Below are 25,401 nucleotides of genomic sequence, written 5' to 3'. Positions count from 1 at the left end.
TGCCCGGTTTATTTATATCTGTTGAAAACGGATTTCCTGCGGATAAGGGAAAATATCTTCCACCTTGCCCTGCTGAATACGCGCCTGTTTCTGCTGCCAGTATTCCGGTGTCAGCAAATCTGCATGGTGTTGCAGGAAAAAGCGTCTGACTTGCGGATTGCCCAGCAGGAAGCTGCCGAACTGTTCCGGGAATACATCATTTTTTGCGACCGGATACCAGGGTTCGGCCGCCATTTCATCCTCTTCATTACGCGGTGCCGGAATACGACGGAAATGACAGTCCGTGATGTATTCGATTTCGTCATAGTCGTAAAACACAACGCGGCCATGGCGCGTAACACCAAAATTTTTATACAGCATGTCGCCGGGAAAAATATTCGCTGCAATCAGGTCTTTGATTGCGTTGCCGTACTCACGTACGCCGTGCTCCATCGCTGCCAGATCACCACGCTGTTCGGCTTCTGTCAGCCAGATATTCAGCGGCGTCATACGGCGTTCGATATACAAGTGCCGGATCACAATTTCATCACGTGTTACTTCCAGCAGCGAAGGTGCGTAGCGCTGAATTTCCGCCAGCAATTCTTCAGAGAAACGGGAGCGCGGAAATGCGACATCAGAATATTCCAGCGTATCGGCCATACGGCCAACGCGGTCATGATTTTTGACCAGTTGATACTTTTCCTGTACCAGTTCGCGCGTGGTTTCTTTCGGTGGCGGAAAGCTGTCTTTGATCAGCTTGAACACATACGGAAATGAAGGCAGGGCAAACACTAGCATCACCAGCCCACGAATACCGGGAGCTGCAGCGATCTGATCGGAAGAGTATTTCAGGTGGTGCAGAAAATCGCGGTAGAACAAGTTTTTGCCATGCTTTTGCAAACCCAGCATCGTGTAAATTTCGCTGCGCGGTTTGCGCGGCAGGATGCTGCGGACGAATTGCACATACGCACTGGGCACTTCCATGTCCACCATGAAGTAAGCACGTGTGAAAGAAAACAGAATGGTGATCTGCATCGCTTCGGTCAGCACCGTATCCAGCACCAGTCTGCCTTTCTGACGATGCATGACAGGAATCACAAACGGATAATCGCGGTTACCGTTGATGACTTTTCCGATGATGTAAGCCGCTTTATTTCTGAAAAATAAATTAGCAAGCACCTGAATCTGATGATTAGGCTCCAGTTTATCCTGGCCAAAGCAGGACAATAAACGCGCCTCCACCAGTGCGACATCACGGTCTAAATCCTCAAACTCTGCCTGCAGGCGAAAATTCGTCACAATACGGCGCAGCGTAAAACGCAAACCATCAGTCGCCGGGTAATACACGCGATACGTCGGCGGCGTATCGTCCTGCTCTATGTATTCCGTGGCCGTGGCGGGCCGGACAAAAATGAAATCGTTGTGGTAGTAGTGACGATTCAGTAATTTGGTGCAAACGGAGTTGAAAAACGTTTCCGCCAGTTCCGGACGCAGATGGTCTGTCAGCAAACCCATATAGTGCAGTTTGATTTCACGCCAGACCTGATCCGTCAGATCTGCCGGATCATATTCATCTTCCAGAATCTGAACACATTCGCGCACGCGTTTTTCATAAAACTGAATACGGTCACGCGCGTTGTTCTGAAACGTTTGCCATTCTCCGCGCGCGAACAGCGCTGCGGCAGCCTGACTGATTTCGCGGAATAAGCGGTAATGCTTGTCAAAACCATCGAGTATCGTCCGCGCGATATCAAACGCGATCTGTGACGACAACATTTTAGGGAAATGCGGCTGCGACATACGGAGCTCCGGTTAAGGTAACAATGATTGCCACGATAACAGGCACATCTGCATCACAGTTTGCTGACGCAGTAAGTGCCCTGCTGAAGATCGTTTGCTATCCATTTTCTGCAATCCGGCTGGACTGCGCCGGCGTGCCGTTGCAGAAGCGTCGGATAACAGTGTCATGTGCAACATGGGCATGATCTCAGATACCTCGTGATTAAACACGGAAAACCGGAACAGGAACAGCAGCCGCCGTTCCTGTAAAGCGCGATCAGCGGGTTTCTGCGAACAGTTCGCGGCCGATCAGCATGCGGCGGATCTCGCTGGTACCTGCACCGATTTCGTACAGTTTGGCATCACGCCACAGACGGCCTGCAGGGTATTCATTGATGTAACCGTTACCGCCCAGCGCCTGAATAGTTTCACCCGCCAGCCAAGTCGCTTTTTCAGCGGAAAACAGAATCGCGCCAGCCGCATCTTTACGCAGCGCACGGATTGCATCCGGGTTATCAGCACGGTCGCATGCCTGCCCAACTGCATACACATAAGCTTTGCTGGCCATCATGGTGGAATACATATCCGCAATCTTGCCCTGCATCAGCTGGAATTCACCGATAGACTGACCGAATTGTTTGCGGTCGTGGATGTACGGTACGGTGACATCCATACAGGCTTGCATAATACCCAGCGGACCGCCGGACAACACAGCACGTTCGAAGTCCAGACCGGACATCAGCACGTTAACACCTTTACCAACGCCACCCAGCACGTTTTCTGCCGGTACTTCACAGTCTTCAAACACCAGTTCGCCAGTGTGGGAACCGCGCATACCCAGCTTGTCCAGTTTCTGAGCAACGGAAAAGCCTTTAAATCCTTTTTCGATCAGGAAAGCAGTGATACCGCGCGGACCGGCTTCCAGATCGGTTTTTGCGTACACCACCAGCGTATCTGCGTCTGGGCCGTTGGTGATCCACATTTTGCTGCCGTTCAGCACATAGCGGTCGCCTTTGAGATCAGCACGCAGTTTCATGCTGACGACGTCGGAACCGGCATTCGGTTCAGACATCGCAAGCGCGCCGATATGCTCACCGGAGATCAGTTTCGGCAGGTATTTTTGTTTTTGTTCTTTAGTGCCGTTACGTTTGATCTGGTTCACGCACAGATTTGAGTGTGCGCCGTAAGACAAGCCAACAGACGCGGAAGCGCGGGAAATTTCTTCCATGACGATGATGTGGGCCAGATAGCCCATATTCGCACCACCGTATTCTTCGCTGACGGTCATACCCAGTACGCCGAGGTCACCCATTTTTTTCCACAGATCCATAGGGAACTGGTCGGTGCGGTCAATTTCGGCGGCACGTGGCGCAATTTCGGCAGAGGCAAACTGTTGCACCGCCTCGCGCAGTGCTGCAATGTCGTCACCGTGCTGAAAGCTTAAACCGGGTAAATGGAGCATGTCTTCCTCGCTGTCTGGTTAGATTCTGGTTATGACCACCGGGCGGCAGGATCACTGTCCGCAGCAGTGGCTGATACGGGTCTGCTGTGCTTACAGCAGTAAAACGAAAATCATACGTCTAATTGACGTTAACGTAAACGTCAATTTACCACGTCCGGCGACTGCCGCGAAAGCATAAGCTCAGCTGTGCCTGCCGGACGACAGAAAAATAGCAATTTACCATCCTCATGCAGCATTGCCGCTGTGCACCTGTTGCAGTAACTGATGGCTTTTCTCTTCATGTGTCCGGATTTCATCGAGCATGATTTCGATATCTTCACGCTGCTGCTCCAGCGTCGCACGATGACGTGCCAGTACCTCCAGAAAACTCTTCAGCTGCGCTTCCGTGTCTTTCGGCGACTGATACATTTCGATGAGCGCCTTGATATCCGACAGGCTCAGGCCCAGTCGTTTACCGCGCAGTGTCAGCTTCAGATGGGTGCGGTCGCGCGATGTGTAGACGCGATTGCGGCCATTCGGGCCTTCACGTGCCGGACTGAGTAAGCCCTGGTCTTCGTAAAAGCGGATTGCACGCGGAGTAATGTCGAACTCACGTGCCAGTTCAGTGATGGTATACGTCGCCATAGAGGTAAAACACAGTTACGAAAGGATGAAAAAAGCCGGAAACCGGTGTACATTCTGGTTTCAGTTTACGTAAACGTCAATTTGAGAATCAAGGCATTGTAGGCGATTCGTCCTGCCGCCTGCCGATATTTTTGCCATTCAGGCACCGACTCTGAGAAATTCGCATGAACCCGCTGGAACAGCAACTGCACTACCCTTTTGGCGATACCCTGCCTGCCCGTGGCCGCACTCTGGAAGTAGCACCCGGCGTGCTGTGGTTGCGCATGGAATTACCATTTGCACTGAACCACATCAATCTGTGGCTGATTGATGACGAACTTGAAACGCCGAATGGCCGTCAGCGCGGCTGGACGGTAGTGGACTGCGGCATCGCCAGCGACACGACCCGTGATGCCTGGGAAATCCTGTTTGCCAGCGCACAGGAATTGCTCGGCGGACGTCCTGTGCTGCGGGTACTGGTCACCCATTGTCATCCGGATCATGTCGGGCTTGCTGACTGGCTGTGCCAGTTGTGGAATGCACCGCTGTGGATGACTGCGGGAGAATACGCATTTGCCCGCATGATGTCTGCCGGATTGCCGGGTGCCGATGGTTCAGCGATGTTCCCGCATTTCCGTCGCCACGGCCTGACCAGCCCTGAAATGGAAAGCCGGATTCAGGAGCGTAAGACGTATTACTCAAGGCTGGTGCCGACTGTTCCGGTTGCCTATCATCGCTTGCAGGAAGGCATACCACTGCAAACCGGCAACTTCCGCTGGCAGATCATTACCGGTTTCGGCCATTCGCCGGAACATGCCTCTCTGTATTGCGCGGAACGGAATGTCCTGATTTCCGGCGACATGCTGCTGCCGCGCATTTCCACCAATGTTTCGGTATTTGCGATTGAACCGGAAGCTAATCCGGTGGCGCAGTATCTGGATTCCCTGCGTAAATATGAAAGCTTGCCTGACGACGTACTGATCCTGCCCTCGCACGGCAAGCCATTCCGCGGCCTGCATACCCGAATTCAACAGCTGCGTGATCATCATGCAGAACGACTGGAAGAAGTGCGTCAGGCTTGCCGCGAACCGCAATCTGCCTGCGATATCGTACCGGTGATGTTCCGCCGTCCGCTGGATGCCCATCAACTGACTTTTGCGATTGGCGAAGCACTCGCGCACTTGCATTACTTGTGGTTTGCCGGCGAACTGGAGCGCAGTACCGGCAGTGACGGTGTGATCCGTTTCGTCATGCGTTCGCGCTGAGGCCCACTGTCTTCGCGGGCGTTGGCGATTTACTGTGCAGGAGTCTGCAAAAGCAGGTGTGCGTCGAAGTAATACAGCTCACGGTCGTACCGGCTGTAAATACCAAGATCGGTACCGTAAATCAGCTCGACTTCCACCAGATCACGGTAAGCCATTTCCGGAACACGGGCGACCACGGCTTTTGCCAGTTTCAATGCCAAACCGCTGCTGAGTACCCGGTTTTCTTTCAGAATCACTTTGAGGGTCAGACGATCCGTCTGACGCGAAGGACGCACACCAGTGCCTTCACTGATGCCGGCATAACGGACCTGAGAAAAATCCAGCATCACTTGCTGTGCGCGGCTGACGCTGGTCTCCGGCAATTCTGAGCTGTCCCAGCGCAACAAAAACGGTGCTGCACCCGATAACAGTAACCAGCCCGCCAGTACTTTCATATGCCGGCCTGAAAACGCAGGCAATGTGAGACAGGGCGTATCCGCGACCCGCCGGACCACCACCGTATTGCTCAGAATTTCATGATATCCGCGATGTGCAGGGCGATTCAGCAGCCATAAATAGACATTTGCCCCCAGACCAGCCAGTGTCAGCCCCTGCATCAGACGCGCAGCGAATGCATCGCCCGGTAAAGGTAACTGAAAACCGGAACAAAACCACGGCAAGCCGAATAAGCATGCCCGTAAAAAAGACTGTCCGGTACGTAAGGGACTCCCGTCGGCAGAAACACAGCGCAAACCGAACAAACGCTGACCGGGTGAACAACCTGTCAGCGCTTCCGTCAATGCAAAATACAGGCAGGCCGCCGTAAAACCTGCGACACGCGCCAGTGCACCCAGTTGATCAAACGCTACTCCGGGTATTCTGCACAGCAACCAGCCCAGCAAATACAGCAGAAGCAGATCCACTGCAAACGCCGGAAGGCGCAGCCAGACAGCGGGAATCGGGAAGGCAGGAGCGGTAGCCATGATGAGAGTGAGTACTGACAAAACAAACTGGAATGCACCTTACTCCCACCATATAAAAATGGCAAACTTTTTCCTACCGCTGTTGCAGTTGTAAGCCGGGCTGTGGTGCGGGCAAGACACAGCGCTGACCTCCGTTCAGGAATGCAAAAACGGTTCCCGTGATCAGTTGCTCCATCGCGGAACTGAGGCTGCGTCCGCCAAAATGACTATGTGTCGCTTCATCAATCACCCCCAGCCATTTACAACCGGGCGGCATTTCTGCAAAAGCTTCGGTACGGCTTTGCCACGACTGCCCGCCCAGTTCGGCATCGCGTGTACCCGTCATCATCAGCACAGGCTGACGTATAGCTGACCAGGCATGTGCAGGGAAAATCAGCCCCGATCCCTGTGGTGACATTGCAACATAACGGTCGAAACGGCGTTCACCACGCACTCCCACTAGATTTTCAGCACCGGCTTCTATCATGGTGGTCGCCGCACCCATAGAGTGTCCGAGTAAGACAGCTTCGCCCTGCGGACAACGCTGACGCGCCCAGTCTTTTGCCAGACCGATCTCTTCCAGCCGCGTGCGGTAAGCTGCACTGTCTGTCACCATCTGCGTCAGTGCCTCGTTCGGTTTATTGCGCAGCAAAGAACGCCCCAGTACACGCGTACCGCTTTCCTTATGTGCCGGCACCACAGTCAGCCAGCCTTGTCGGGATAAGGCATCTGCGAGATAGGCATACCCTTTTTCCGATCCACCGGCACCGTGGGAAATCACGGCAACCCCCTTGCAGGCGGCTTCGGGAATGTATGCCATTGCCGGAATCTGCTGACGATCCGCACGCAGTAGTTTCAGCGACTCAGCCGCCATCGCAGGCAATGCTGTGGTCATATAAAGCAACGGTAAAACACAACAACGCATCATGAATTTCTTCCGCATATCATCTCTCCTGAATTGCATCATTCAGCACAGTGTGCCATGCGATCTGCATGCTAAAGTAACACCTTGTTTCTGCTTGTATGACTTCCTTTATGCACACCATCTGCAGTATGTTCTCCGCAATCAGTCTGGACGGATTTCTGACGCGTGAAGACGGATCGCAAGACTGGCTGGCCAGTGTGGCGAGCGCAAGTCATGACTACGGCTACCGGCAATATCTGTCGTCCACAGACGCGATGCTGATCAGCTATGCAGATATGAAATCTTTATTGTCAGCTGGCATACCTGTTCCTGATACCTGCTTCGTTTATACGGAGGAGCAACTGCCCGCAATCGCGGCGGGGAAATTGCCATCTGCTATCCGCCTGATACAAGGCAATGCAATCAGCGCATTACAACAAATCAGTACATCCGGATTCCGTAATATTGCCGTCGAGGGACAGGAAGCAATACAGGCCTTACTCAGTGAAAGCCTGATTTCACGGATGACACTGACGCTGGCTCCGGTGTTGCTGGGTAAAGGTATCCGACTGTTCGGCGAGCTGACCGAAGATCAGTACTGGCAACTGCAAAGCAGTCAGGCTTTCGATGATGGCTTGATCCAACTTTGTTACGAACAGTCTTTGTAAAAACTGAATTTTCTGAATCTGCACCAGATTAGTATCTATTGGCTAAACACAAGCATCAACTTCCGGAAAACTTTCTCCGCATCCGAATATCAACATCATTTTTTTGGAAAATATCCTTCTTAATCATCTCATTTTGTAACAATGTATTTACAAACATGGTTTTGAATTTCCAAAAAACAACTGTGTGTCAAAACGTAATATGTGTCGTTTTACTAATTTTAGCCATTTAGCATTGCTGCTTTCTGCATAGTCTAAATACTGAAAGGAGTGACGATGTCTATACGCGTATCCCTGCAAGGGAAGCACCGTGTGGTACTGCGCTGGGCCAGTATCATCCTGTTCACCACGCTGACCGCCTGTAGCGGCGGCAGCAATAGCGATAACACAGATTCCTCATCTGGAAATAACCAGAGTGGACAGAACAACAATCAGAATCTGATTCCGGAAGGCGGCGGCATTATCCGCATTACCGATCCGAGCAGCCCTATTTTCGGTGCACAGGTTGAAATCGGGGCTGAAACGCTGGTCAATGCTGAAAAAATCACCCTGACCTTTGAAGAAAACCTGCCAGCACCATTGCCGGATGAAGCTGTTAAATCCGGTGCAAAGCAAGTCAGTAAAGTGTTTGTACTGAACCGGGATGACAGCACTGATTTCGGTAAGAGCGTCGCAATCACCGTACCTTTCAGTGTCAAAGATGTTCCGGCAGATCAGGTTCCTGTCGTAATCTATTGGGATGAAACCCTGAAAACTTACAGCCCGGTTGCTGTGCGCAGCATAGACCGCGATAAAGGAACGCTGACCTTTATTACCGCTCATGCATCCAAATATGTGGTGATGTTTATCGATCTGCTGAAAGGTAATACTGCACCGGATTACAAGTCACTGACCACAGCAATTTCCGGATTCGATCCTGCAACCGACAGCTTCTTTATTCACAATTTTGGCTCCTACGATTCTCCGGGCGGTAGCTGCTTCGGTATGGCAGCATTCTCTGCCTGGTATCAGAATGCAAAGAAAGTTCCTTCCGCGACTGGTCTCAGCGCATTATGGAAAGAAGGTAATCTGAATCAGGAAGAAGATGATCAGGTTGCACGTGAAGTGGTAGGCCGTGTCTATCAGGCAGGAAATCAGAAAGCCCATATTCAGGCGCTCAACGATGTCAGTGCTGCCAAACTGACGCGCCAGCTGGCTGACCGTCGTACCGCGCTGAGTGTGATCCAGCAATTCAGACTGACACGTCAGGCACAGATTTTTGCGATGGGCGTTGCCGGACTGACCGGCGGATTCTCGCAAGGCCACGCCGTGACCGTGTATGCCTATGATGGCGATAAGCAGCAATTCCTGTATTACGACAATAACTTTCCGGGTGAAGTCGTGACTGTTCCGTGGAACTGGACCGATGGTTTTGGTCAGACATCGAAAAATCAGGGCTTTGATATCTTCGCATTTGCATCCTTCAACAGCGCCTACTCCGGTAATTTCCTGAACTCCGTGTATCAGGCAGCGCAGAACGGATTCAACAGCAGTTTCTATCCGAAAATCAGCATCAGCACACCGGTGGCAACGCTGACAAATCCGAATACGATGGAAGTCATCGATGAAAACAATGTGGTGATTGAAGGCACAGTTCCGCGTCCGTCTTCAGCACAAAATCCGACTGCTCAGCGTTACGCACATATTTATATCAATGGTACATGGGTTGCCGCTGCAGATCTCGATCAGACCAGCAACCGCTTCCGCTATACGCTGACCAAACTGCCGAATCTGGCCGGTACTGATGTGATGATTCTGGTATCAGAAAACAAAAAGAACTGGGCTGGTGGTTTTCACGCATTCCGTCAGTTCAAAATCAAGGTGGCAAATCAGTTCTTCTTCCAGAACATGGGTTTTGAAACCGGCAATTTTAATGCCTGGACATCGACCCGCCGCACCTGGTCTGATGCAACTGAGATCAATCCCTCAGATAAAAGTGTTGTAGTCAGCGGTATCAGCTATGACCCGATCGCTACCGACTTGCCGGTTCCGCTGTTCGGCAAATACGCTGCCCGTGTTAATAATGAAGATAATAACTTCCATATCAGTACACTGACGCAAACGGCTGTTGTACCGAAAACAAAAAATCCGACAGTGCGTTTCTACTGGTCTGCCGTACTGGAAGATCCGAACCACAGTCCTGCAGAGCAGCCATATGTAGAAATCGTGGTGGAAAATAAAACCAAAGGCATCGTTCTGTACACAAAACGTTTCTACTCCAACGACCCGTCGTATTCCGGCTGGAAATCCTACCGCAACGATAAATGGCGCTCAATCCCGTGGCAATTAGTTGATTTACCGGCAGCCCAGTATGCAGGCGATCAGATCACCATTCGCGTGGTAGCAGCAGATTGCGCTCTTGGTGCACACGGCGGCTACGCCTATCTGGATGTGGAAGAATAATCACTGACTTCTTCAATATCTGACATAGCCGGGATACTTATCCCGGCTATTTTTATTTCAGGCGGCAAGCGGAGCAGAGTGCGGCTAATCTGCAAGAACAAGTCCCGACAAAGCCTGCAAAAACGGTTGAATAAACATCAGCTCAATATCCGGAAAACACTTCCTGGAAAAAACCACATCCAGTTGAAGACGCTGATTCAGTTGCGGGGTCAGAAACATCAGGTTATATGGTGGTACCAGACAGCCAAATTCGCACCAGTTCAGTACACGAGTCTCGCCGAATAATTCCAAGAGACCATCTGTACGACCGGGATTTGAGTACAAAACATTGCTGGTCTGGGCAAGGTTCATGAGCTTATAGACAATCGAAGGCGGCAGCGGACTACGCATGAGACCCTCTGCATTTTCCATCAATGCCATGGCGGGTTGAATTCCCTGTACAGTCTTCAGATCTGCAGTTTGCTGTGAGATTTCTCTGCATAGTTCTGCATCTGACAAAGCAGACGGGATACTTAAGCTTGCATTCACCATACCGCTGCGTATTCCGTTTTTCTCTGGCCAGCAGGGCATTCCGCGTAAATTGACTGCCATCGTAAAGTGAGTGCCAGTATCTTCAGGTAATACAGAACGCAACCAGATAACCAGAGCAGCAGAAAACACGGCATTTACAGAAAGCTTTTCCCGCTTCGCATATGTGAGCACGTGATTGTGCAAATCCGCAGAAAGGGGCCGATGGCGAAAATCGATATCATCCGCTACATAAAGTCCTTGTGTCGATACTGCTGGCAATCCTGCCCTGGTTCGCTTTGCGAATATAAGTTTTCCCGGCATGGTCAGATGCGTTAGCAATTGCCGTTTGTGACGCACTACCGGACGATTCCAGTCAGGGAGCACCATTTTCAGCGGCATCCACGGCGTCGCCCGGATTTCGGAAAAGTCTCCCGCCATCCGCTGATGATAAACCTCTGCCAATCGATGCAAGATTTGACGTGCAGCCTGAATATCCGCAATCGCATGTGATACACCCAGATAGATACAGCTTCTGTTATCACGTTTCCCTGTTAGCAACAAAAGGCGGAAAAAAGGTGATTTTCCTTGCGGATCGCAAGAAAACGCCTGATTCATCAAGTGCGAGCGAAATGCCGGCGACTTCAGATCTGGAATTTCTGTATCCAGCTCATTAATACTCAGCAAGGCACTGGCATGCAGTAATCCCGGTTGACAAATTTCATCGCCAAGCTCGCGGAGAATATGCTCTGCTGCAGACATAAATTCTGCCTTATCCGGACATTGATCCAGAATCAGAATGTGATGGTTCATGTCTGAAAACCAGCGCCTGCCCTGATAAAAAAATCCTGCCAGCGGATCTTCTCTTCCGCACAATGCTTTTAATTGCCCGGTTTTCATGATGTCTCCGTTGAGTTTAAAGAGTCAAACGTCTGTTTCATATTTTTCCGAAGTGTTTTTTCAGGAAAACGATCAGAGATCAAAAAAGTCACCTTCAATTTTTCCGACATTTTGCACGAACGAAATTCCGTTATTTCTTATCCGGTCCTGTCATTACGATTGTTCACGCCGTAAAAACAACAACGTGATTGCCAATTCGTACGCTTTGAAAATTTCCGACGAACGGCAAATATCAAATCACGCTAAGCAAAACAAAGCAAAACCCCTGTGAACATGGCACATCTTCGCAAACAGGCGTGTTTGACGGGCGGCGATTTCCCACATTCTCATGAAATGCATCCCACATATTCTTGCGTTACCTCAAGAGATACAGGAATTGAGGAAAGCTACTATAGCGAACATAAATTCTTGTTTACTTATTTTTCTTTAAGTTTTTATTTAACATATATTTTTCAGATAATTTGACAAAATAAATTTAATTCCATTAAAAGGAAAATTTCCTTTTAACATTTCCCTCGATTAATTAACGCCTTCCTGCATGTACCCGTGACAGGAAAGAGGGATTGCTTTGTCAAAAAAATGAAAATACTGACACTCATGGAGATGAATGCATGAACCGTTCCACGCAGAGAAGAGTTGTTATTACTGGATATGGCGCAATTTGCGCTCTAGGAAGCAACGTTTCCGATATATGGAGCGCTGTCATGAATTACCAGACCGGATACCATTATCAGGATTTCGGTAACCCTAACATCAGTGCGCGCTACTTCGGATTCATCAAAGAAAAACCGAAATTTAAAAATATTCCGAAACCTGTACTGAAGTTTCTGCCTGAATTCGCCCGACTAAGTTTCTTTGCAGCAAGCGAAGCCGTACAAATGGCGTTTGGCCAGCAACAACCAACCGAAAGCTATGATCCGTTTGAATGCGGCGTGATTTTCGGAACCGGATGGGGAGCACAGGATGAATCAACCCGTGAAAATGCTACCTATCGCGACGAACAACTGGCCTATCCGTTTTCAAACCTGCTGGTAATGCCAAATGTTGCCACCGCAGCTATCTCTATGCACTGGAATCTGCGCGGTTATCAGAACACACCTGTAGCCGCCTGTGCCACAGGCAGTATTGCGATCGGCGATGCATTTGAAAAAATACGCTCCGGTAAAGCCAGAATGATGCTGGCAGGCGGCGGTGAAAGTATCACACAGGGTTTCTCTGTATGGAGTATTGACACCTTACGTGCACTGAGCAAAGAGCAGGAAGATATACGCAAAGCCTGCTGTCCATTCAGTGCAGACCGCAGCGGCTTTGTTTTATCAGAAGGTGCTGCTGTTCTGTGTCTGGAAGACTATGAATCTGCGGTGAGTCGCGGCGCAAATATTCTGGCTGAAATTACCGGATACGGCAGTTATTCTGATGCACGTGACATCACCTCTCCGGCGGAAGATATGCTGGCTCGCATACAGTGTGTCCGCGCCGCATTACAACAGGCCGGGCTGCAACCGGACGGGCTGCAATACATCAATGCGCACGGCACATCAACGCAACTGAATGATCTGAACGAAACCAATACCCTGAAGCTGGCACTGGGCGATGCCGCAAAACGGATACCGGCGTCCAGTACAAAATCCTATACCGGCCACCTGATTGCTGCTGCTGGCGCAATGGAATCTATCTTCAGCATAAGGACACTGGAAACCGGCATGATGCCCGCTACGATTCATCTTGATCGTGCTGATCCTGCCTGCGATCTGGACTACATTCCGCACGAACACCGCCACTCCGCCAGTATAGAACATGTGATGAACATCAATTACGGCTTTGGCGGTGCCAACTCTGCGCTGATTTTCTCCAAGGTGTAATGATGCAGCTGACACAGTTCAGTTCGGCCCATTTACAGGCATGGGCGGATTATTCCGGAGATTTTAATCCCATTCATTTTGATACGGCAGTGGCTACAAAAGTCACAGGCAACGACGATGTTGTCATTCACGGCATGCTGGCAATGATGGGACTGAAACAGGCATCACCGCTTCCTGCCGGCAATGAACACTGGGTGCAGTGGCAGGCAATGCTGCGTCAGGCAATGCCTTTGCAACGCCCCTACCAGATCGTCAGCGAAAAGAAACCGGGATCGGCACGTACGAGAACGCGACTGGAAGATCTGAATGGCGAAGTTTACATGTCTGCGCTGACCCAGCCCTGCGATGTACCTGTATGGCCAGCGGAGGGTAAGCGATTCCCGCTGGATGCGGATATTGCGAAACAAAAACTCAATAGCTGTCAGCACCAGTTTCAGGCGTGCAGCCAGGCATGGATCGCGCTGGATGCGCTGATGTTTGCACAGTATGTACAGGAACACGGCAATCAGGTTTTTCACGAAGATTTCTTTCAACATCTGGGTCCGGGCTGCGCCGATGACCTCGCTGACGGAAAAATCGTCGTCATGCAAACCACCCACAGCGCTTTCTTTTGCCGGGCATTACAAGCCTCTGTGAATGATATGACATTTCACACGTTTGAATATGCGGTTCATACCACGGACTACATGCAAACCGGGAATGGCATGGTACTGACTGTAGAAGTACCGGTCTGGCTGGATGGAAAACTTTGTTTTATTCAACGTATCGGCCTGATGCTCAGGCAATTGTAATTTTACTTTTTGAAAGGGAATCACATGAACAGCACACTGGAATTTCTCAAAAATGAAATCGCGGATCTGGTGGATTTTGAACCGGAAGAAATGAAGGAAGATACGCCACTGGCAGCACTGGAGCTGGACAGTCTGGATTATGTTTCTCTGCAGCTGGCGGTGAAGAAAAAATTTGCCGTACAAATCAATTTTGATGACTTCACATCCGGTCAGATCACCAGCCTTGGTCAGTTCTGCAGCTATATCGAAGACCGCATGGTCACTGCCTGAGGCAAAGGAGAATTCAAATGAGCGGACTTGAAACCCTTGCCCGGTTTGGCTGCGTGTCAGATGAATGCCGCTGGGCGGCTGACCGCTATCAGTTTCCGTGGGTCAGTGAGCTTGATGCACACGACCGCGAAATCATCAGCTTGCTGGATTGCCTGCGTGACGGCGAATTTTCCGGGCTGGCTTCTGCAACGCAGTTATATGAATTACTGCTGCAAGAAAAAGAAGCCGGCATGTCACAAGACCGGTTGGCAGACTGGACGCCGGTTTTCTCTTACGTCAGCATTATTTCCTACGAGGAATTGCGGCACGGCTTTACGCTGGGCAGCCTGTATCACTACGTTACGACGGGTAAAACTGACTATATCGCGCAAATGAATCCGCGTGAATTCGGCAAAAAATATATGTGGTGTTATGACGACCGGCGTTACTGGGATTTATACAGCTACATCCTCGCGCATTTATTCTCCGAAATTATTAATACCGAGCTGTATCGCGATGTCGCGATCCGTGTTCATCATCCGCAACTCAAAGAAGCACTGGGTTTTATCCGTAACGATGAAGCACGCCATATTGCTGCATGGTCGGCACTGATCCGTGACCTGCTGCAGGCTGATGAATATCACATGGAACGTGCACTGGGCGCACTCGAACGGGGCCTGCTGTATCACAACGCCATGGTGCATGAAACTTATTTCGAAGGCGTGAACAAAATGATGCCGCTGTTCCTGTCTGAACGTAATGACAGACTGGAACCTTTGAAACGCATCACTCAGCAAAAGTACCGCGTCATCTCTGACCTGTTTGGCGAACGTAATCCGTATTCAGAAAAAGATATTCAGGACATGCATCTGAATTATCTGATGAAAACTTCCGGCGTTCAGCGTGCCCGTTATTCAGAAGAAGCACCGGGCAATATCGAAGTCATCGCTTAATCAATCCGGCGGGATTCATCCCGCCGTTTTTTCCGGAGAATGCAGTGGAACAATCGAAGTGGGTATTCGTGACAGGCGGCGCGCGCGGCATCGGTGCAGGACTGGTCAGAATGCTGGTGAAAGAAGGCTACTCAGTCGCATTTACTTATCTGTCATCCGCCAGTACGGCGGAAGCGCTGGCAGCAGAATGCCATACCGCTGACACATGGTGTCGCGGATTTCAGTGCGATATGACAGACCATGCAGCAGTCAACGCCTTAGCAGCATCGCTTTGCGCGGAATACGGATCGCCGTATGCACTGATAAATAATGCCGGCATCACCCGCGATGCCAGTCTGTTTGTCATGGATGCGACGCGCTGGCACGAAGTCATACGCAACAATCTGGATTCGGTCTATCACACCAGTCATGCACTGCTGCCGCATCTGGCAGAAAACGGTGATGCCTGCATTATCAATATCAGTTCGGTGACCGGTATTAAAGGCAACCCCGGTCAGTCGAATTACGCGGCGACTAAGGCCGCCATGATAGGCATGACAAAGTCGATGGCGGTGGAGCTCGGACGCTTCAATGTCAGGGTGAATGTGATTGCACCCGGCATTATCGAAACAGAAATGACTGCCGGTCTGAATGATCAGCAACTGAAAAAGCTGCGTGATCTGGTACCGCTGAAAAAACTCGGCAGTACTGAAGATATCGCACGTATGGCGGTATTTTTACTGGGTCAGGGCGGTCGCTATATTACGGGCCAGACCTTTGTGATTGATGGTGGCATGACTGCCTGAAGCCGCCAACGGCGACTCTTTCCGAGAACAGCAAACCTGAAGCTTATGATGAATTTTTCCCGCCCCTTACTGGTGCTGACCGGTGCCACCGGCGCGCTCGGCTCCGCAATTATTTCCCGCTTGCTGCAAACCTATCCGAACGCAGATTTGCTGGCTATTGTGCGCGGCAAATCCGATGAAGAAGCCCGCCAGCGTCTGGCGCAGGCAATCGATATGCCAGCGTTCTGGCAGTCACAACAGCACCGCATTCACGTGCTAACAGGCGACGTCAGTCAGCCGGATCTCGGCATGACGCCGGAGCAGGCACAGGCCGTCAGTCAGCATTGCTGGAAACTGTTCCACTTCGCAGCGAATGTCCGTTTCAGCGCCAGTCTGGAAGAATCCATCGCCGGAAATATCGATTGCACCCGCACGACGCTGGCCTTTGCTGACCGCTGCATGGCAGCGAATCCCACCTTCGAACTGCACTATGCATCAACTGCCTATGTCAGCGGTAATCGTCATGATGCGGTGCTGGAAGATGAACTGGATTGCGGACAAAGTTTCTCCAATCCGTATGAGCAAACCAAGCTGGCTGCAGAAATCATGGTGACGCAGGCGCGCGAACGTATGCCTGTCACTATTTACCGCCCCAGCCAGGTGTTGTGTCTTTCTGCAGATGGCAAAGTCCGTAAGCTGTTTGGTTTTCTGGAATTTCTGAAGCTGGCCTGCAGCAAAAAAGCGATCATTCCGTGCTTACCGGCTAATCCGCAAGTACGTACCGATATGGTACCGATCGACTACGTCTGTGATGCCATCGCCTGGCTCAGTCAGGATGCGGAATCTCAGGGTAAGAATCACTTGCTGGCAGCGGGCACTGCCCGCAGTCTGCCGATGGAAATCGTCGCTGAAATCGCGTTGAGCAAAATCCGTTCACATGCGGGCGCTGCAGCAGCACCGGTGCTCGAATACGTGTCTGATCAGGAATTTCAGGCCAGAGCAGAGGCCGGAAATATCCATCCCGGACTGGTGGCACTGCTCAGCATTTATCAGACCTATCTGAGCTGGGACCGTGATTTCCGTACCGGATGTACCGATGCCAGACTGGAAAGAGCCGGCATCCGCTTACCGGATATGGAGCAGATTTTGCGGCAAGCGGTGAACTATGTGGTTGAGCAATATTACCCGCTGCCGAAAGCAGCCTGAATTACGGTTGACGGAGTCAGTACATGAAACCGGATTATGACAGCGTGATCATCGGAGGCGGACTCGGCGGTCTGGCAACAGCCGCCCTGCTTTCACGGCAAGGCAAGCGTGTGCTGGTACTGGAGCGCTATAAACAAGTCGGCGGCTACGCCAGCAATTTTCAGCGTGGCGGCTTCACATTTGATGTCTCGCTGCATGCCATGAACGGTATGACACCCGGCACACCGTCCTACCGCTGTCTGCAGGACTGCGGTATCGCGGATAAGGTCACTTTTCTGCCACAGAAAACTGTGTACCGGCTGGTAACCCGTCAGGGCGATCTGATCGTCAGACATGAGGGCATTGATGCCTATCAGCAATTCCTGTGCGAGCGTTATCCGCAGGAAGCAGAGAATATCCGGCAATTGTTTTCTGCTGCCGGAAAAATGTATCAGCAATTGTCCGGCTTCGTACAATCACCAGACCCGTTCTGGTGGAAAGTACTCAGTACGCCATTGCGCTTTCCGCGTCTGATGCGCTACGACAATGACACAGTAGATCAGTTTTTTTCACGCTTTACACAACATCCGGAACTGAAAGAAATTCTGGCAGCACAATGGCCTTATTATGGTCTGCCGCCGGAACAACTGGCGTACTCGTACTTTTCTTATCCGTTTTTTGATTATCTGGCGCACGGCGGTTATTCGGTCAAAGGCGGGTCGCAAAGCTTGTCGGACGCGCTGGCAGAATCGGTACGTGCTGCCGGCGGCAGTATTGAAACTTCCCGCAGCGTGATTCAGATTCATCATCAGAACGGGCAAGTCACCGGACTTACCTCAAAAAAAATCGGCGACATCCGGACACAGCACGTGATCAGCAACATCAGCCCGCAGGCGACCGTCCAGTTAGCCGGGCGTGATGCCTTTCCTGCTTCATTTCTGAATAAACTGGATAACATGCAACCCGCCATGTCGGCATTTCAGATTTACATTGGTCTGGATTGTCCGCTCAGTACGTTTGGCATTGGCCCGGATGAGTACAGCGTATTTTTTTGCGATGGTTTATCGTCTTCTTCACAGTTTCAGCAAATGTGCTCTGCACCTGAGCAGATTAATTTTCGTGACACCGGCTGGTTTCTGAATTTATTCACCAATGTTGATCCTGGCCTGGCACCGGCAGGAAAATCCACCATCGGCATAATTGCGCTGGTATCCGGAAAACACTGGCAACAACTGCAGAAAAATGAGTATCAGGCCAGAAAAACAGCCATGACAGAAGCTTTGCTGACTCAGCTGGAGCAGCGTTTTCCGGGTATCCGTTCCCATATCGAAGTACTGGAAGCAGGAACACCGAAAACCATGACCACGTATACCGGCAACTACATGGGCAGCATCAATGGCTTTGCGCAAACGACGGATCAGGCAGGCGTGTGGCGACGTTTCCCGATGCGCTATCCGCTGAAAGGCTTATACCAGGTCGGTGCCTGGACTTTCCCCGGTGGTGGTTACGTCGGTGCGATGTTGTCAGCCCGCATGCTGGTCGACCGTTACTTCCGGCGCTAAAGGCAGCACCCGACAACGAATGCACAAGTTGTGCAGTTATCGTCATCACAGCTTTCCGGACGTCCGGACTTTCTGCCGACGAGAGCGGAATCGCTATGCTGAACACCGCATTTGAAGCATTTTTCACCGCTACAGGCTGCGCTGGCGGCTACTGAGCAAATATGAGAGTCCGCCAGCAAAAAGGCCATCCCGCAGGATGGCCTTTTTTTACATCAGCACTGCTTACGCCAGATGACGCAGTTCACGCAAAGCAACCGAGACCGGTGCCAGATCAGGTGCCTGTGCCGTGATGGTGGCCAGCAACTGATTCAGGCGGGAAATCGCCTGTTCATTGCGTGCGCGCCAGTCGGCAATAGCTTCCTGACGCGACAGCAGACCACGGGTGATCTGGCTGGCAATCGAATACACGTCATCACGCGCACTGCCACGTGCCTGTGTCTGCCACAGGGTATCGGTTGGCAGGCGGTTGATCTGATTGCGCCAGCCACTGAGGCCCAGCTCATCATCCACACCGAAGTAAGCACGGGCGGTGCTTTCCAGATCAGATTGCGTATTAGCCGCCAGATCGACCAGATCCAGTGCCGGGAAAATGAATTCCAGCGCACTCAGATCCAGCGCCAGACCGGATTCCACACCAGCCTGCACCAGCGTATCGCTTTCTCTGGCCCAGGTCGCCACGGCACTGGCCGGCAGCCAGTTTTCCAGTTGCGAACGCAGTTCACGTGCTGCCGGCTGATAACGCTGTATCAGTGTCGGCATATCGGAAGTCTGTGAACGGATGCGCAGCATCCAGCGCGAAGCACGCTGCGTAATTGCGATCAGTTTGGATAACAGATCCAGCTGCAGACGGCCATCGACTTTGTAATCCAGCGCATCAATCTGATCCCACAGCGGTTCCAGATCGAAAATCTCACGCGCCAGTGTGAATGCACGGATCACATCAGCAGCGCTGGCACCGGATTCTGAAGCGATAAAGTTAACAAAAGTCGCACCGGCACGGTTGACCACGGTATTCGTGATGTACGTCGCGATGATTTCACGTTTCAGCGGATGGCGTGAAATCGCATCACTGAAGCGTTCCGACAAGACTTGCGGGAAGTAGGCTTTCAGCGCGCGGCCAAAGAAAGGATCATCCGGCAGATTGGAAGCGATCAGTTCATCAAACACAGCCATTTTCGCATACGCCAGTACTACCGCACCTTCTGGTGAAGTCAGCCCCTGACGACGGCCTTTGCGATGGAAGATTTCTTCATCACTTGGCAGATATTCCAGCGCACGGTTCAGACGGTGTTGTTTCTCCAGCGCCTGCATCAGACGCTGCTGACCATCCAGCACATACAGCGGACGATGACCGGCCACATCCAGCGCCTGGGACTGATAATAGTTATCGGTCAGCACCAGCTCTGCCACTTCATCCGTCATCGAAGCCAGCAAATCATTACGCTGTTTCAGCGTCAGATCACCGGCTTCCACAATACCACCGAGCAGAATCTTAATATTCACTTCATGGTCGGAGCAATCCACACCGGCGGAATTGTCAATCGCGTCGGTATAAATACGGCCGCCTTTTTGTGCGAACTCGATACGGCCATTCTGTGTGCAACCGAGGTTACCACCCTCTGCCAGCACGCGGCAGCGCAGTTCTGCACCGTTGACGCGGAAGGCATCACCGGCTTTGTCGCCCACCTGCGCATGGGTTTCGAAGCTGGCTTTGACATAAGTACCGATGCCGCCGTTGTACAGCAAATCCACCGGCGCCAGCAGCACAGCGCGCAGCAATTCATTCGGTGTCAGTTCTTCTGCGCTGATACCCAGCGCAGCCTGTGCCTGCGGGCTCAGACGGATAGACTTGGCAGAACGCGGGAACACGCCGCCGCCTTCGGAAATCAGCGATTTATCGTAATCATCCCAGCTGGAGCGCGGCAGACTGAACAGGCGCTGACGTTCGCGGAAGGACACCGCAACATCCGGTGCCGGATCAATAAAGATATGGCGGTGATCAAATGCCGCCACTAAGCGGATTTGCTCCGATAACAGCATGCCGTTACCGAACACGTCACCGGACATATCGCCGATACCGGCCACGGTGAACGGTGTGGTCTGGGTATTGATACCCATCGAACGGAAATGGCGTTTGACCGATTCCCACGCGCCACGCGCGGTAATGCCCATTTTTTTATGGTCGTAACCCACCGAACCGCCGGACGCGAATGCATCATCCAGCCAGAAGCCGTAATCCGCCGATACGCTGTTGGCGATATCCGAGAAAGTCGCCGTACCTTTGTCAGCAGCAACCACCAGATAAGGATCATCCGGATCATGGCGCACCAGACGGGCTGGCGGCACCACCTGACCTTTGACGATGTTATCCGTCAGATCCAGCAAGCCGGACAGGAAAATGCGGTAGCAAGCCACGCCTTCGGCCAGATACGCTTCGCGGTCGGTCGCCGGTGGTGCATTTTTCAGCACGAAACCGCCTTTGGAGCCGACCGGCACGATGACGGTATTTTTGACTTGCTGCGCTTTGACCAGACCCAGAATTTCGGTACGGAAATCTTCACGACGATCCGACCAGCGCAAGCCACCGCGCGCCACTTTGCCGAAGCGCAGATGCACGCCTTCAACACGCGGTGAATACACAAAAATTTCAAACAGCGGCTTCGGTTCCGGCATGTTCGGCACTTCGCGCGGATTGATTTTGAAGCTCATGTAAGGCTTGTAGCTGCCATCAGCCTGGGTTTGCCACAGATTAGTACGCAGAGTTGCATTCACTGTCGCAAAGAACTGACGCAGGATACGGTCTTCGTCCAGACTTTCCACATGCGCGAGTTCGGCTTCCAGTTTTTCACGCAATTGCTGCTGCGCTGCCTGACGGTCACCTGCAAAATCCGGCTTGAAGCGCGCACCGAAATACTCACCGATGCATTGTGTGATGACGGAATTTTTATTGAGCGCCGCTTCAATATACGACTGGCTGTAAGCAAAGCCCAGTTGTTTGAAATAACGGGTGCAGGCACGCAGCACAACGATGGAACGCGCATCCAGACTGGTGCTGAGGACCAGTTTGTTCAGATCATCGCTTTCCACTTCGCCGCGCCAGACCTGACTGAACATGGTTTCAAAGCGGGTTTTGATCGCAGCCAGATCCGTATCCGGCGGCAATTGCAGACCCAGATCATGAATCCATAAATTCTGATCTTCCTGTGTGACCTGATAAGGATGCTCGTCCAGTACACGTGCGCCCATGTGCTCCAACACCGGCAGGGAGTCAGACAATGCGACTTTGGCGGTGTTGTAAATCTTAAAGCGCAGCATGCCCGGCTCTGCATCCAGCGGGCGGTACAGGCGCACCACCATCGGTGCCTGCGCATTCAGACCTGCCAGCATATCGGCGTCTTCGGCACCAACCTGCGGTGAGAAGTCTTCACGGTAAGCGGTCGGGAAAGCCTGTGCAAAGCGGTTCGCCAGCAGCAAGCCATTGCCTTCGCCGTGGGTGCGCAGCAATTCAGACGTGCATTCATCTTCCCAGCGCTGCGACAGGCGGGCGATGCGGGTTTCCAGCGCGGCCAGCGGAATTTGCTGAGGCGCACGGTCACGTGCACGGATCTGATAATGAATACGGGCCAGCGGGCTGTCGGTCAGCATCGGTGTGAATTCCACTGACTGGCCATTCAGCGCCATCATCAGTTCACGGCTGACTTTGACGCGCAGCTCAGTGTTGTAACGGTCACGCGGCACGAACACCTGCGCCGATGTAAAGCGGCCGAACGGATCGCGGCGTACAAATAAACGGGTACGCTGTCTTTCCTGCAAACGCAGTATGCCGAGCGCGTGCTCGGTCAGCGTGGCAGCATCGATCTGGAACAATTCATCCCGCGGATAATCGTCCAGAATCGCCTGCAAGGCTTTCGCTGCATGGCTTTGCGGCACAACACCGGACGCTTCCAGCACCGCGGCAACGCGCTGACGCACACGCGGAATTTCACTGACCGGCGCAGAGTAAGCGGTGGACGTGTACAGACCGAGGAAGCGCGATTCACCGATCACTTTGCCTTCGGCGTTATAGCGTTTGACCGATACATAATCGAGCCAGGACGGACGATGCACCGTGGCACGGGTCATCGCTTTGGTGACCAGCACCACTTCATCGGATTGCAGAATCGCCAGTACTTCGGCCGGTAAATACGCCTGTGTGGTTTGCGCTTTGCCGCGCAGAATACCGAGACCGGATTCCGGCACGGCGACCAGCGACACTTTGTCGCCATCGTATTGCAGATCGTAATCACGCGCGCCGAGGAAAGTGAAATGGCGGTCTTCCAGCCAGCGCAGGAAAGCCACGCCTTCCTGCACTTCCGGGCCGCTGCCGTACTGTTCGCAGGCATTGCAGACGTCAGTCACGCGATCCATCATCGCTTGCCAGTCGGAGACGGCAGCACGCACATCATCCAGTACGGTTTGCAATTCATCCGCCAGTGCCTGCTGATCGGCCAGATTCAGAATACGGTCGCATTCCACCATGATCAGCGATTCCACCGGATCGGTCGCGCCGCGTGCTTTTGCCGCTGCGACGGTCGATACCGCGCTGACCTGACCGGCAGCATCACGCTGCACGCTCAGCAACGGATGCACAATCCAGTGTGCTGTACGGCCACTGCGGTTAATCGCCATCGTGACCGAATCCACCAGAAACGGCATATTGTCATTCACGATCTGCACGATGGTGTGATCGCTGACAAAGCCGTCTTCAGCCAGTGTCGGGTTGTACACGCGGATACGCGGTGTGCCCGGTGCGCGTGCTGTGTCGAGCAGGCGCCAGTGCGCGCTGGCCTCGGCATACAGCGTGGCCGGACCACGAACCACGATTTCATCCGGATCGGTATTTTCGAAGTAAGCAGTGAGGAAAGGTCCCTGGCGGTCGGCCGCGGGATGTGGGTGGGCTTGCGCATAAGCGATCAGCTCTGCGAAGTGCGAGTTGGACATACGCTCTCCTTGATTGGGAAGACACGAAAAACAAGCTCAGAAACACTGTCGACAGTATCCTCTAATCTGCGTCTTTCAACAAATCCCGGCAGGATTTTTACGTCATTCCGGCAGCGTAAAACGCGGGCAGATTGCGCTGCGACAAAGCCGGAAATACCGCCGCCACAGCGATTTACCGTCGGATACTGGTATTTGCCCGACAGAAACCCTGCAAGCATCATGCGCTGACCGCTTTTTTGTTTTGCAGTGCAATATCGGGATTGAAAACCGGCAGGCGAGCGCAGACTCACCATGCAAATTTCGTCATTTCGGCTAAAAACTACCTGTCCGGAGCGCCACTGTTTCTGCCGACGTCCGCAAAAACAGGCAAAAAACCTGTGCAGAACACCGCATTCTGGCCATTTACAGCTCTGTGAGTGCATTCCGTTGCCGCCGCTGTCTCACCGCCGCCGCAGACGCGTACCGGCGGACAGGGATTTCCGCTAGAATCGTTGCGGCTTCCGCTGGGGAAGCGCTGCCGCCCGCAACGATGGCGGTCAGGTTACATCACAGGCAAGGAAGAGACGCATGACACACCGCTGGGCACACGAGCAATTTACTTTTATCACCAACCGTAACTGGTTCAAACAGGAAGACAAATCTCAGGACGGACGTCTGCATCTGTATTGCCCGGAAACCGGCAGCTCACTGGTACTGAGCATGGATGCAATGGACATTCCCGACAGCCGCATGGAATCGGTCGCCCGTTTTGTGCTGGAAGCGCGTAAGCGTGCGCATGTGGAAGGCATACAGGAATTAAACGGCAATAAAGAAGTGCCGGTACTCGAATACGACGGCGAGCGCGTCGCTAAACACCCTACCGCCAACGCGTGGGAAATCGGTTACGAAGGTACACAACCGGGCCGCAGCTTTTTCGGCTTCATGGGTTTTGTGACCAATAACAAGGTCGTCAGCCTGTTTGTGATCACCCCGTTTTCTTACGGCGACGGCTGCCGCAATATGTTCCGCGAAGTCGTCGGCGGCTTCTCGGTCACGATTCCGTAATTCGCAGGTATCGTCTTCAACAGATGCAGGGAGCAGCCCATGCCGGACAAATCCGCCAGCACCAGCCTGATCAACTGGTTAGCCGAACCTGAAGAACAGGATTATCCGGCAGCCGCTTCCTATCTGAGCCTGCTGTATGCGCCGGATCGTGTCGATGACATGATCAGCGCATTGCGCAGCGCACCCGTCACCCGCTTCAAAGCCAAAGATATCTTCCGCGCTTCCGGCTTATCACTGCTCGGCATCAGTAATTCTCACGTCGAAAAAGACCGCAAAAAAGTCGCCCGCGGCACGGCTTTGTCGCCGCTGCTGTTAGTCAGAAATGAAGTGCTGGGCAAAGTCATCATCGCCGACGGCTACCACCGCCTGTGCGCAATCTACAGCCTGTCAGAAGACGAGTGGATACACTGTAAGATTGTCTGAATCCGGGGCGTCCGGATTCTGTAAACGCTGTCTGCGACAGACCGGTGACGGATAGTATCCGCATAAAGCACGCTGACGCTGTGATGCTTTTGAAAATGCGTTAACAATCTCAGCCACCGGAAAAGCTCTGATCGCCCTCGC

Annotated in this window: 20 protein-coding genes; 12 read left to right on the top strand and 8 right to left on the bottom strand. The window is 52.4% G+C overall.

Features of this window, described 5'->3' with window-relative positions; translation table 11 throughout:
* Positions 1 to 12 precede the first annotated feature (12 nt).
* From aceK to KDM89_RS00300, 3 genes are all read right to left on the bottom strand, one after another.
* Complete coding sequence (gene aceK, locus KDM89_RS00310; protein WP_212685975.1) at positions 13 to 1,779, bottom strand: bifunctional isocitrate dehydrogenase kinase/phosphatase; 1,767 nt, start codon at positions 1,777 to 1,779, stop codon at positions 13 to 15.
* A 256-nt stretch (positions 1,780 to 2,035) separates the two neighbouring features.
* Complete coding sequence (locus KDM89_RS00305; RefSeq protein WP_212685974.1) at positions 2,036 to 3,220, bottom strand: isovaleryl-CoA dehydrogenase; 1,185 nt, start codon at positions 3,218 to 3,220, stop codon at positions 2,036 to 2,038.
* Between the two features lie 225 nt (positions 3,221 to 3,445).
* Positions 3,446 to 3,844, bottom strand: a complete 399-nt coding sequence (locus tag KDM89_RS00300; protein ID WP_212685973.1) for a MerR family transcriptional regulator — start codon at positions 3,842 to 3,844, stop codon at positions 3,446 to 3,448.
* A gap of 164 nt (positions 3,845 to 4,008) precedes the next feature.
* Here KDM89_RS00300 and KDM89_RS00295 point away from each other — a divergent pair, with 164 nt between their 5' ends.
* Positions 4,009 to 5,088, top strand: coding sequence for an MBL fold metallo-hydrolase (locus KDM89_RS00295; RefSeq protein ID WP_212685972.1), 1,080 nt, complete (start codon positions 4,009 to 4,011; stop codon positions 5,086 to 5,088).
* 29 nt (positions 5,089 to 5,117) lie between these two features.
* Here KDM89_RS00295 and KDM89_RS00290 read toward each other — a convergent pair whose 3' ends face one another.
* Together KDM89_RS00290 and KDM89_RS00285 are read right to left on the bottom strand one after the other, a co-directional pair.
* Positions 5,118 to 6,050 (bottom strand): RDD family protein, encoded by a 933-nt coding sequence (locus tag KDM89_RS00290; protein WP_212685971.1) that lies wholly within the window; start codon positions 6,048 to 6,050, stop codon positions 5,118 to 5,120.
* 73 nt (positions 6,051 to 6,123) lie between these two features.
* Complete coding sequence (locus tag KDM89_RS00285) at positions 6,124 to 6,972, bottom strand: alpha/beta hydrolase family protein (RefSeq protein WP_212685970.1); 849 nt, start codon at positions 6,970 to 6,972, stop codon at positions 6,124 to 6,126.
* Between the two features lie 92 nt (positions 6,973 to 7,064).
* Between KDM89_RS00285 and KDM89_RS00280 the strand changes: the two genes are divergently transcribed.
* Together KDM89_RS00280 and KDM89_RS00275 are read left to right on the top strand one after the other, a co-directional pair.
* Positions 7,065 to 7,601, top strand: coding sequence for a dihydrofolate reductase family protein (locus KDM89_RS00280; RefSeq protein WP_212685969.1), 537 nt, complete (start codon positions 7,065 to 7,067; stop codon positions 7,599 to 7,601).
* Between the two features lie 273 nt (positions 7,602 to 7,874).
* Entirely contained in the window at positions 7,875 to 10,040 is a 2,166-nt protein-coding gene (locus tag KDM89_RS00275; protein ID WP_212685968.1) for a hypothetical protein, read from the top strand.
* An 84-nt stretch (positions 10,041 to 10,124) separates the two neighbouring features.
* Here KDM89_RS00275 and KDM89_RS00270 read toward each other — a convergent pair whose 3' ends face one another.
* Positions 10,125 to 11,234, bottom strand: coding sequence for a hypothetical protein (locus tag KDM89_RS00270; protein WP_212685967.1), 1,110 nt, complete (start codon positions 11,232 to 11,234; stop codon positions 10,125 to 10,127).
* Positions 11,235 to 12,058: 824 nt separating this feature from the next.
* On the opposite strand from KDM89_RS00270, the gene KDM89_RS00265 reads away from it, so the two are divergent.
* The 7 genes from KDM89_RS00265 to KDM89_RS00235 are packed head-to-tail and all read left to right on the top strand — an operon-like array spanning position 12,059 to position 18,813.
* Positions 12,059 to 13,309: a beta-ketoacyl-[acyl-carrier-protein] synthase family protein gene (locus KDM89_RS00265; protein WP_212685966.1), complete on the top strand. Its 1,251-nt coding sequence runs from the start codon at positions 12,059 to 12,061 to the stop codon at positions 13,307 to 13,309.
* Positions 13,309 to 14,100 carry a MaoC/PaaZ C-terminal domain-containing protein gene (locus tag KDM89_RS00260; RefSeq protein ID WP_212685965.1) on the top strand — a complete coding sequence of 264 codons (792 nt, stop codon included), beginning with the start codon at positions 13,309 to 13,311 and terminating at the stop codon, positions 14,098 to 14,100. Before KDM89_RS00265 ends, KDM89_RS00260 begins: the two co-directional genes overlap by 1 nt.
* 24 nt (positions 14,101 to 14,124) lie before the next feature.
* The gene (locus KDM89_RS00255) at positions 14,125 to 14,370 is read left to right on the top strand and encodes an acyl carrier protein (protein WP_212685964.1); all 246 of its coding nucleotides are present in this window, start codon (positions 14,125 to 14,127) and stop codon (positions 14,368 to 14,370) included.
* Between the two features lie 17 nt (positions 14,371 to 14,387).
* Positions 14,388 to 15,302: a hypothetical protein gene (locus KDM89_RS00250; protein ID WP_212685963.1), complete on the top strand. Its 915-nt coding sequence runs from the start codon at positions 14,388 to 14,390 to the stop codon at positions 15,300 to 15,302.
* Between the two features lie 44 nt (positions 15,303 to 15,346).
* Positions 15,347 to 16,087, top strand: coding sequence for an SDR family NAD(P)-dependent oxidoreductase (locus tag KDM89_RS00245; protein ID WP_212685962.1), 741 nt, complete (start codon positions 15,347 to 15,349; stop codon positions 16,085 to 16,087).
* Between the two features lie 45 nt (positions 16,088 to 16,132).
* Complete coding sequence (locus KDM89_RS00240) at positions 16,133 to 17,272, top strand: SDR family oxidoreductase (RefSeq protein WP_212685961.1); 1,140 nt, start codon at positions 16,133 to 16,135, stop codon at positions 17,270 to 17,272.
* A 23-nt stretch (positions 17,273 to 17,295) separates the two neighbouring features.
* Positions 17,296 to 18,813, top strand: a complete 1,518-nt coding sequence (locus KDM89_RS00235) for a phytoene desaturase family protein (RefSeq protein ID WP_212685960.1) — start codon at positions 17,296 to 17,298, stop codon at positions 18,811 to 18,813.
* Positions 18,814 to 19,035: 222 nt separating this feature from the next.
* Here KDM89_RS00235 and KDM89_RS00230 read toward each other — a convergent pair whose 3' ends face one another.
* Both KDM89_RS00230 and KDM89_RS00225 read right to left on the bottom strand, forming a co-directional pair.
* Positions 19,036 to 23,793, bottom strand: a complete 4,758-nt coding sequence (locus tag KDM89_RS00230; protein ID WP_212685959.1) for an NAD-glutamate dehydrogenase — start codon at positions 23,791 to 23,793, stop codon at positions 19,036 to 19,038.
* Positions 23,766 to 24,086 (bottom strand): hypothetical protein, encoded by a 321-nt coding sequence (locus KDM89_RS00225; RefSeq protein ID WP_212685958.1) that lies wholly within the window; start codon positions 24,084 to 24,086, stop codon positions 23,766 to 23,768. Before KDM89_RS00225 ends, KDM89_RS00230 begins: the two co-directional genes overlap by 28 nt.
* A gap of 274 nt (positions 24,087 to 24,360) precedes the next feature.
* Here KDM89_RS00225 and KDM89_RS00220 point away from each other — a divergent pair, with 274 nt between their 5' ends.
* On the top strand, positions 24,361 to 24,837 hold the full coding sequence (locus KDM89_RS00220; RefSeq protein WP_212685957.1) for a hypothetical protein: 477 nt from the start codon (positions 24,361 to 24,363) through the stop codon (positions 24,835 to 24,837).
* 39 nt (positions 24,838 to 24,876) lie between these two features.
* Complete coding sequence (locus KDM89_RS00215) at positions 24,877 to 25,260, top strand: hypothetical protein (RefSeq protein ID WP_212685956.1); 384 nt, start codon at positions 24,877 to 24,879, stop codon at positions 25,258 to 25,260.
* The last annotated feature ends 141 nt before the right edge of the window (positions 25,261 to 25,401 follow it).

This window comes from Cognatundibacterium luofuense (assembly GCF_018139685.1).
Classification (GTDB): Bacteria; Pseudomonadota; Gammaproteobacteria; order Burkholderiales; family Burkholderiaceae_D; genus Undibacterium; species Undibacterium luofuense.
The sequence above is the reverse complement of the archived record's forward strand: the minus strand, read 5'-3'. Positions and strand labels throughout refer to the sequence as shown.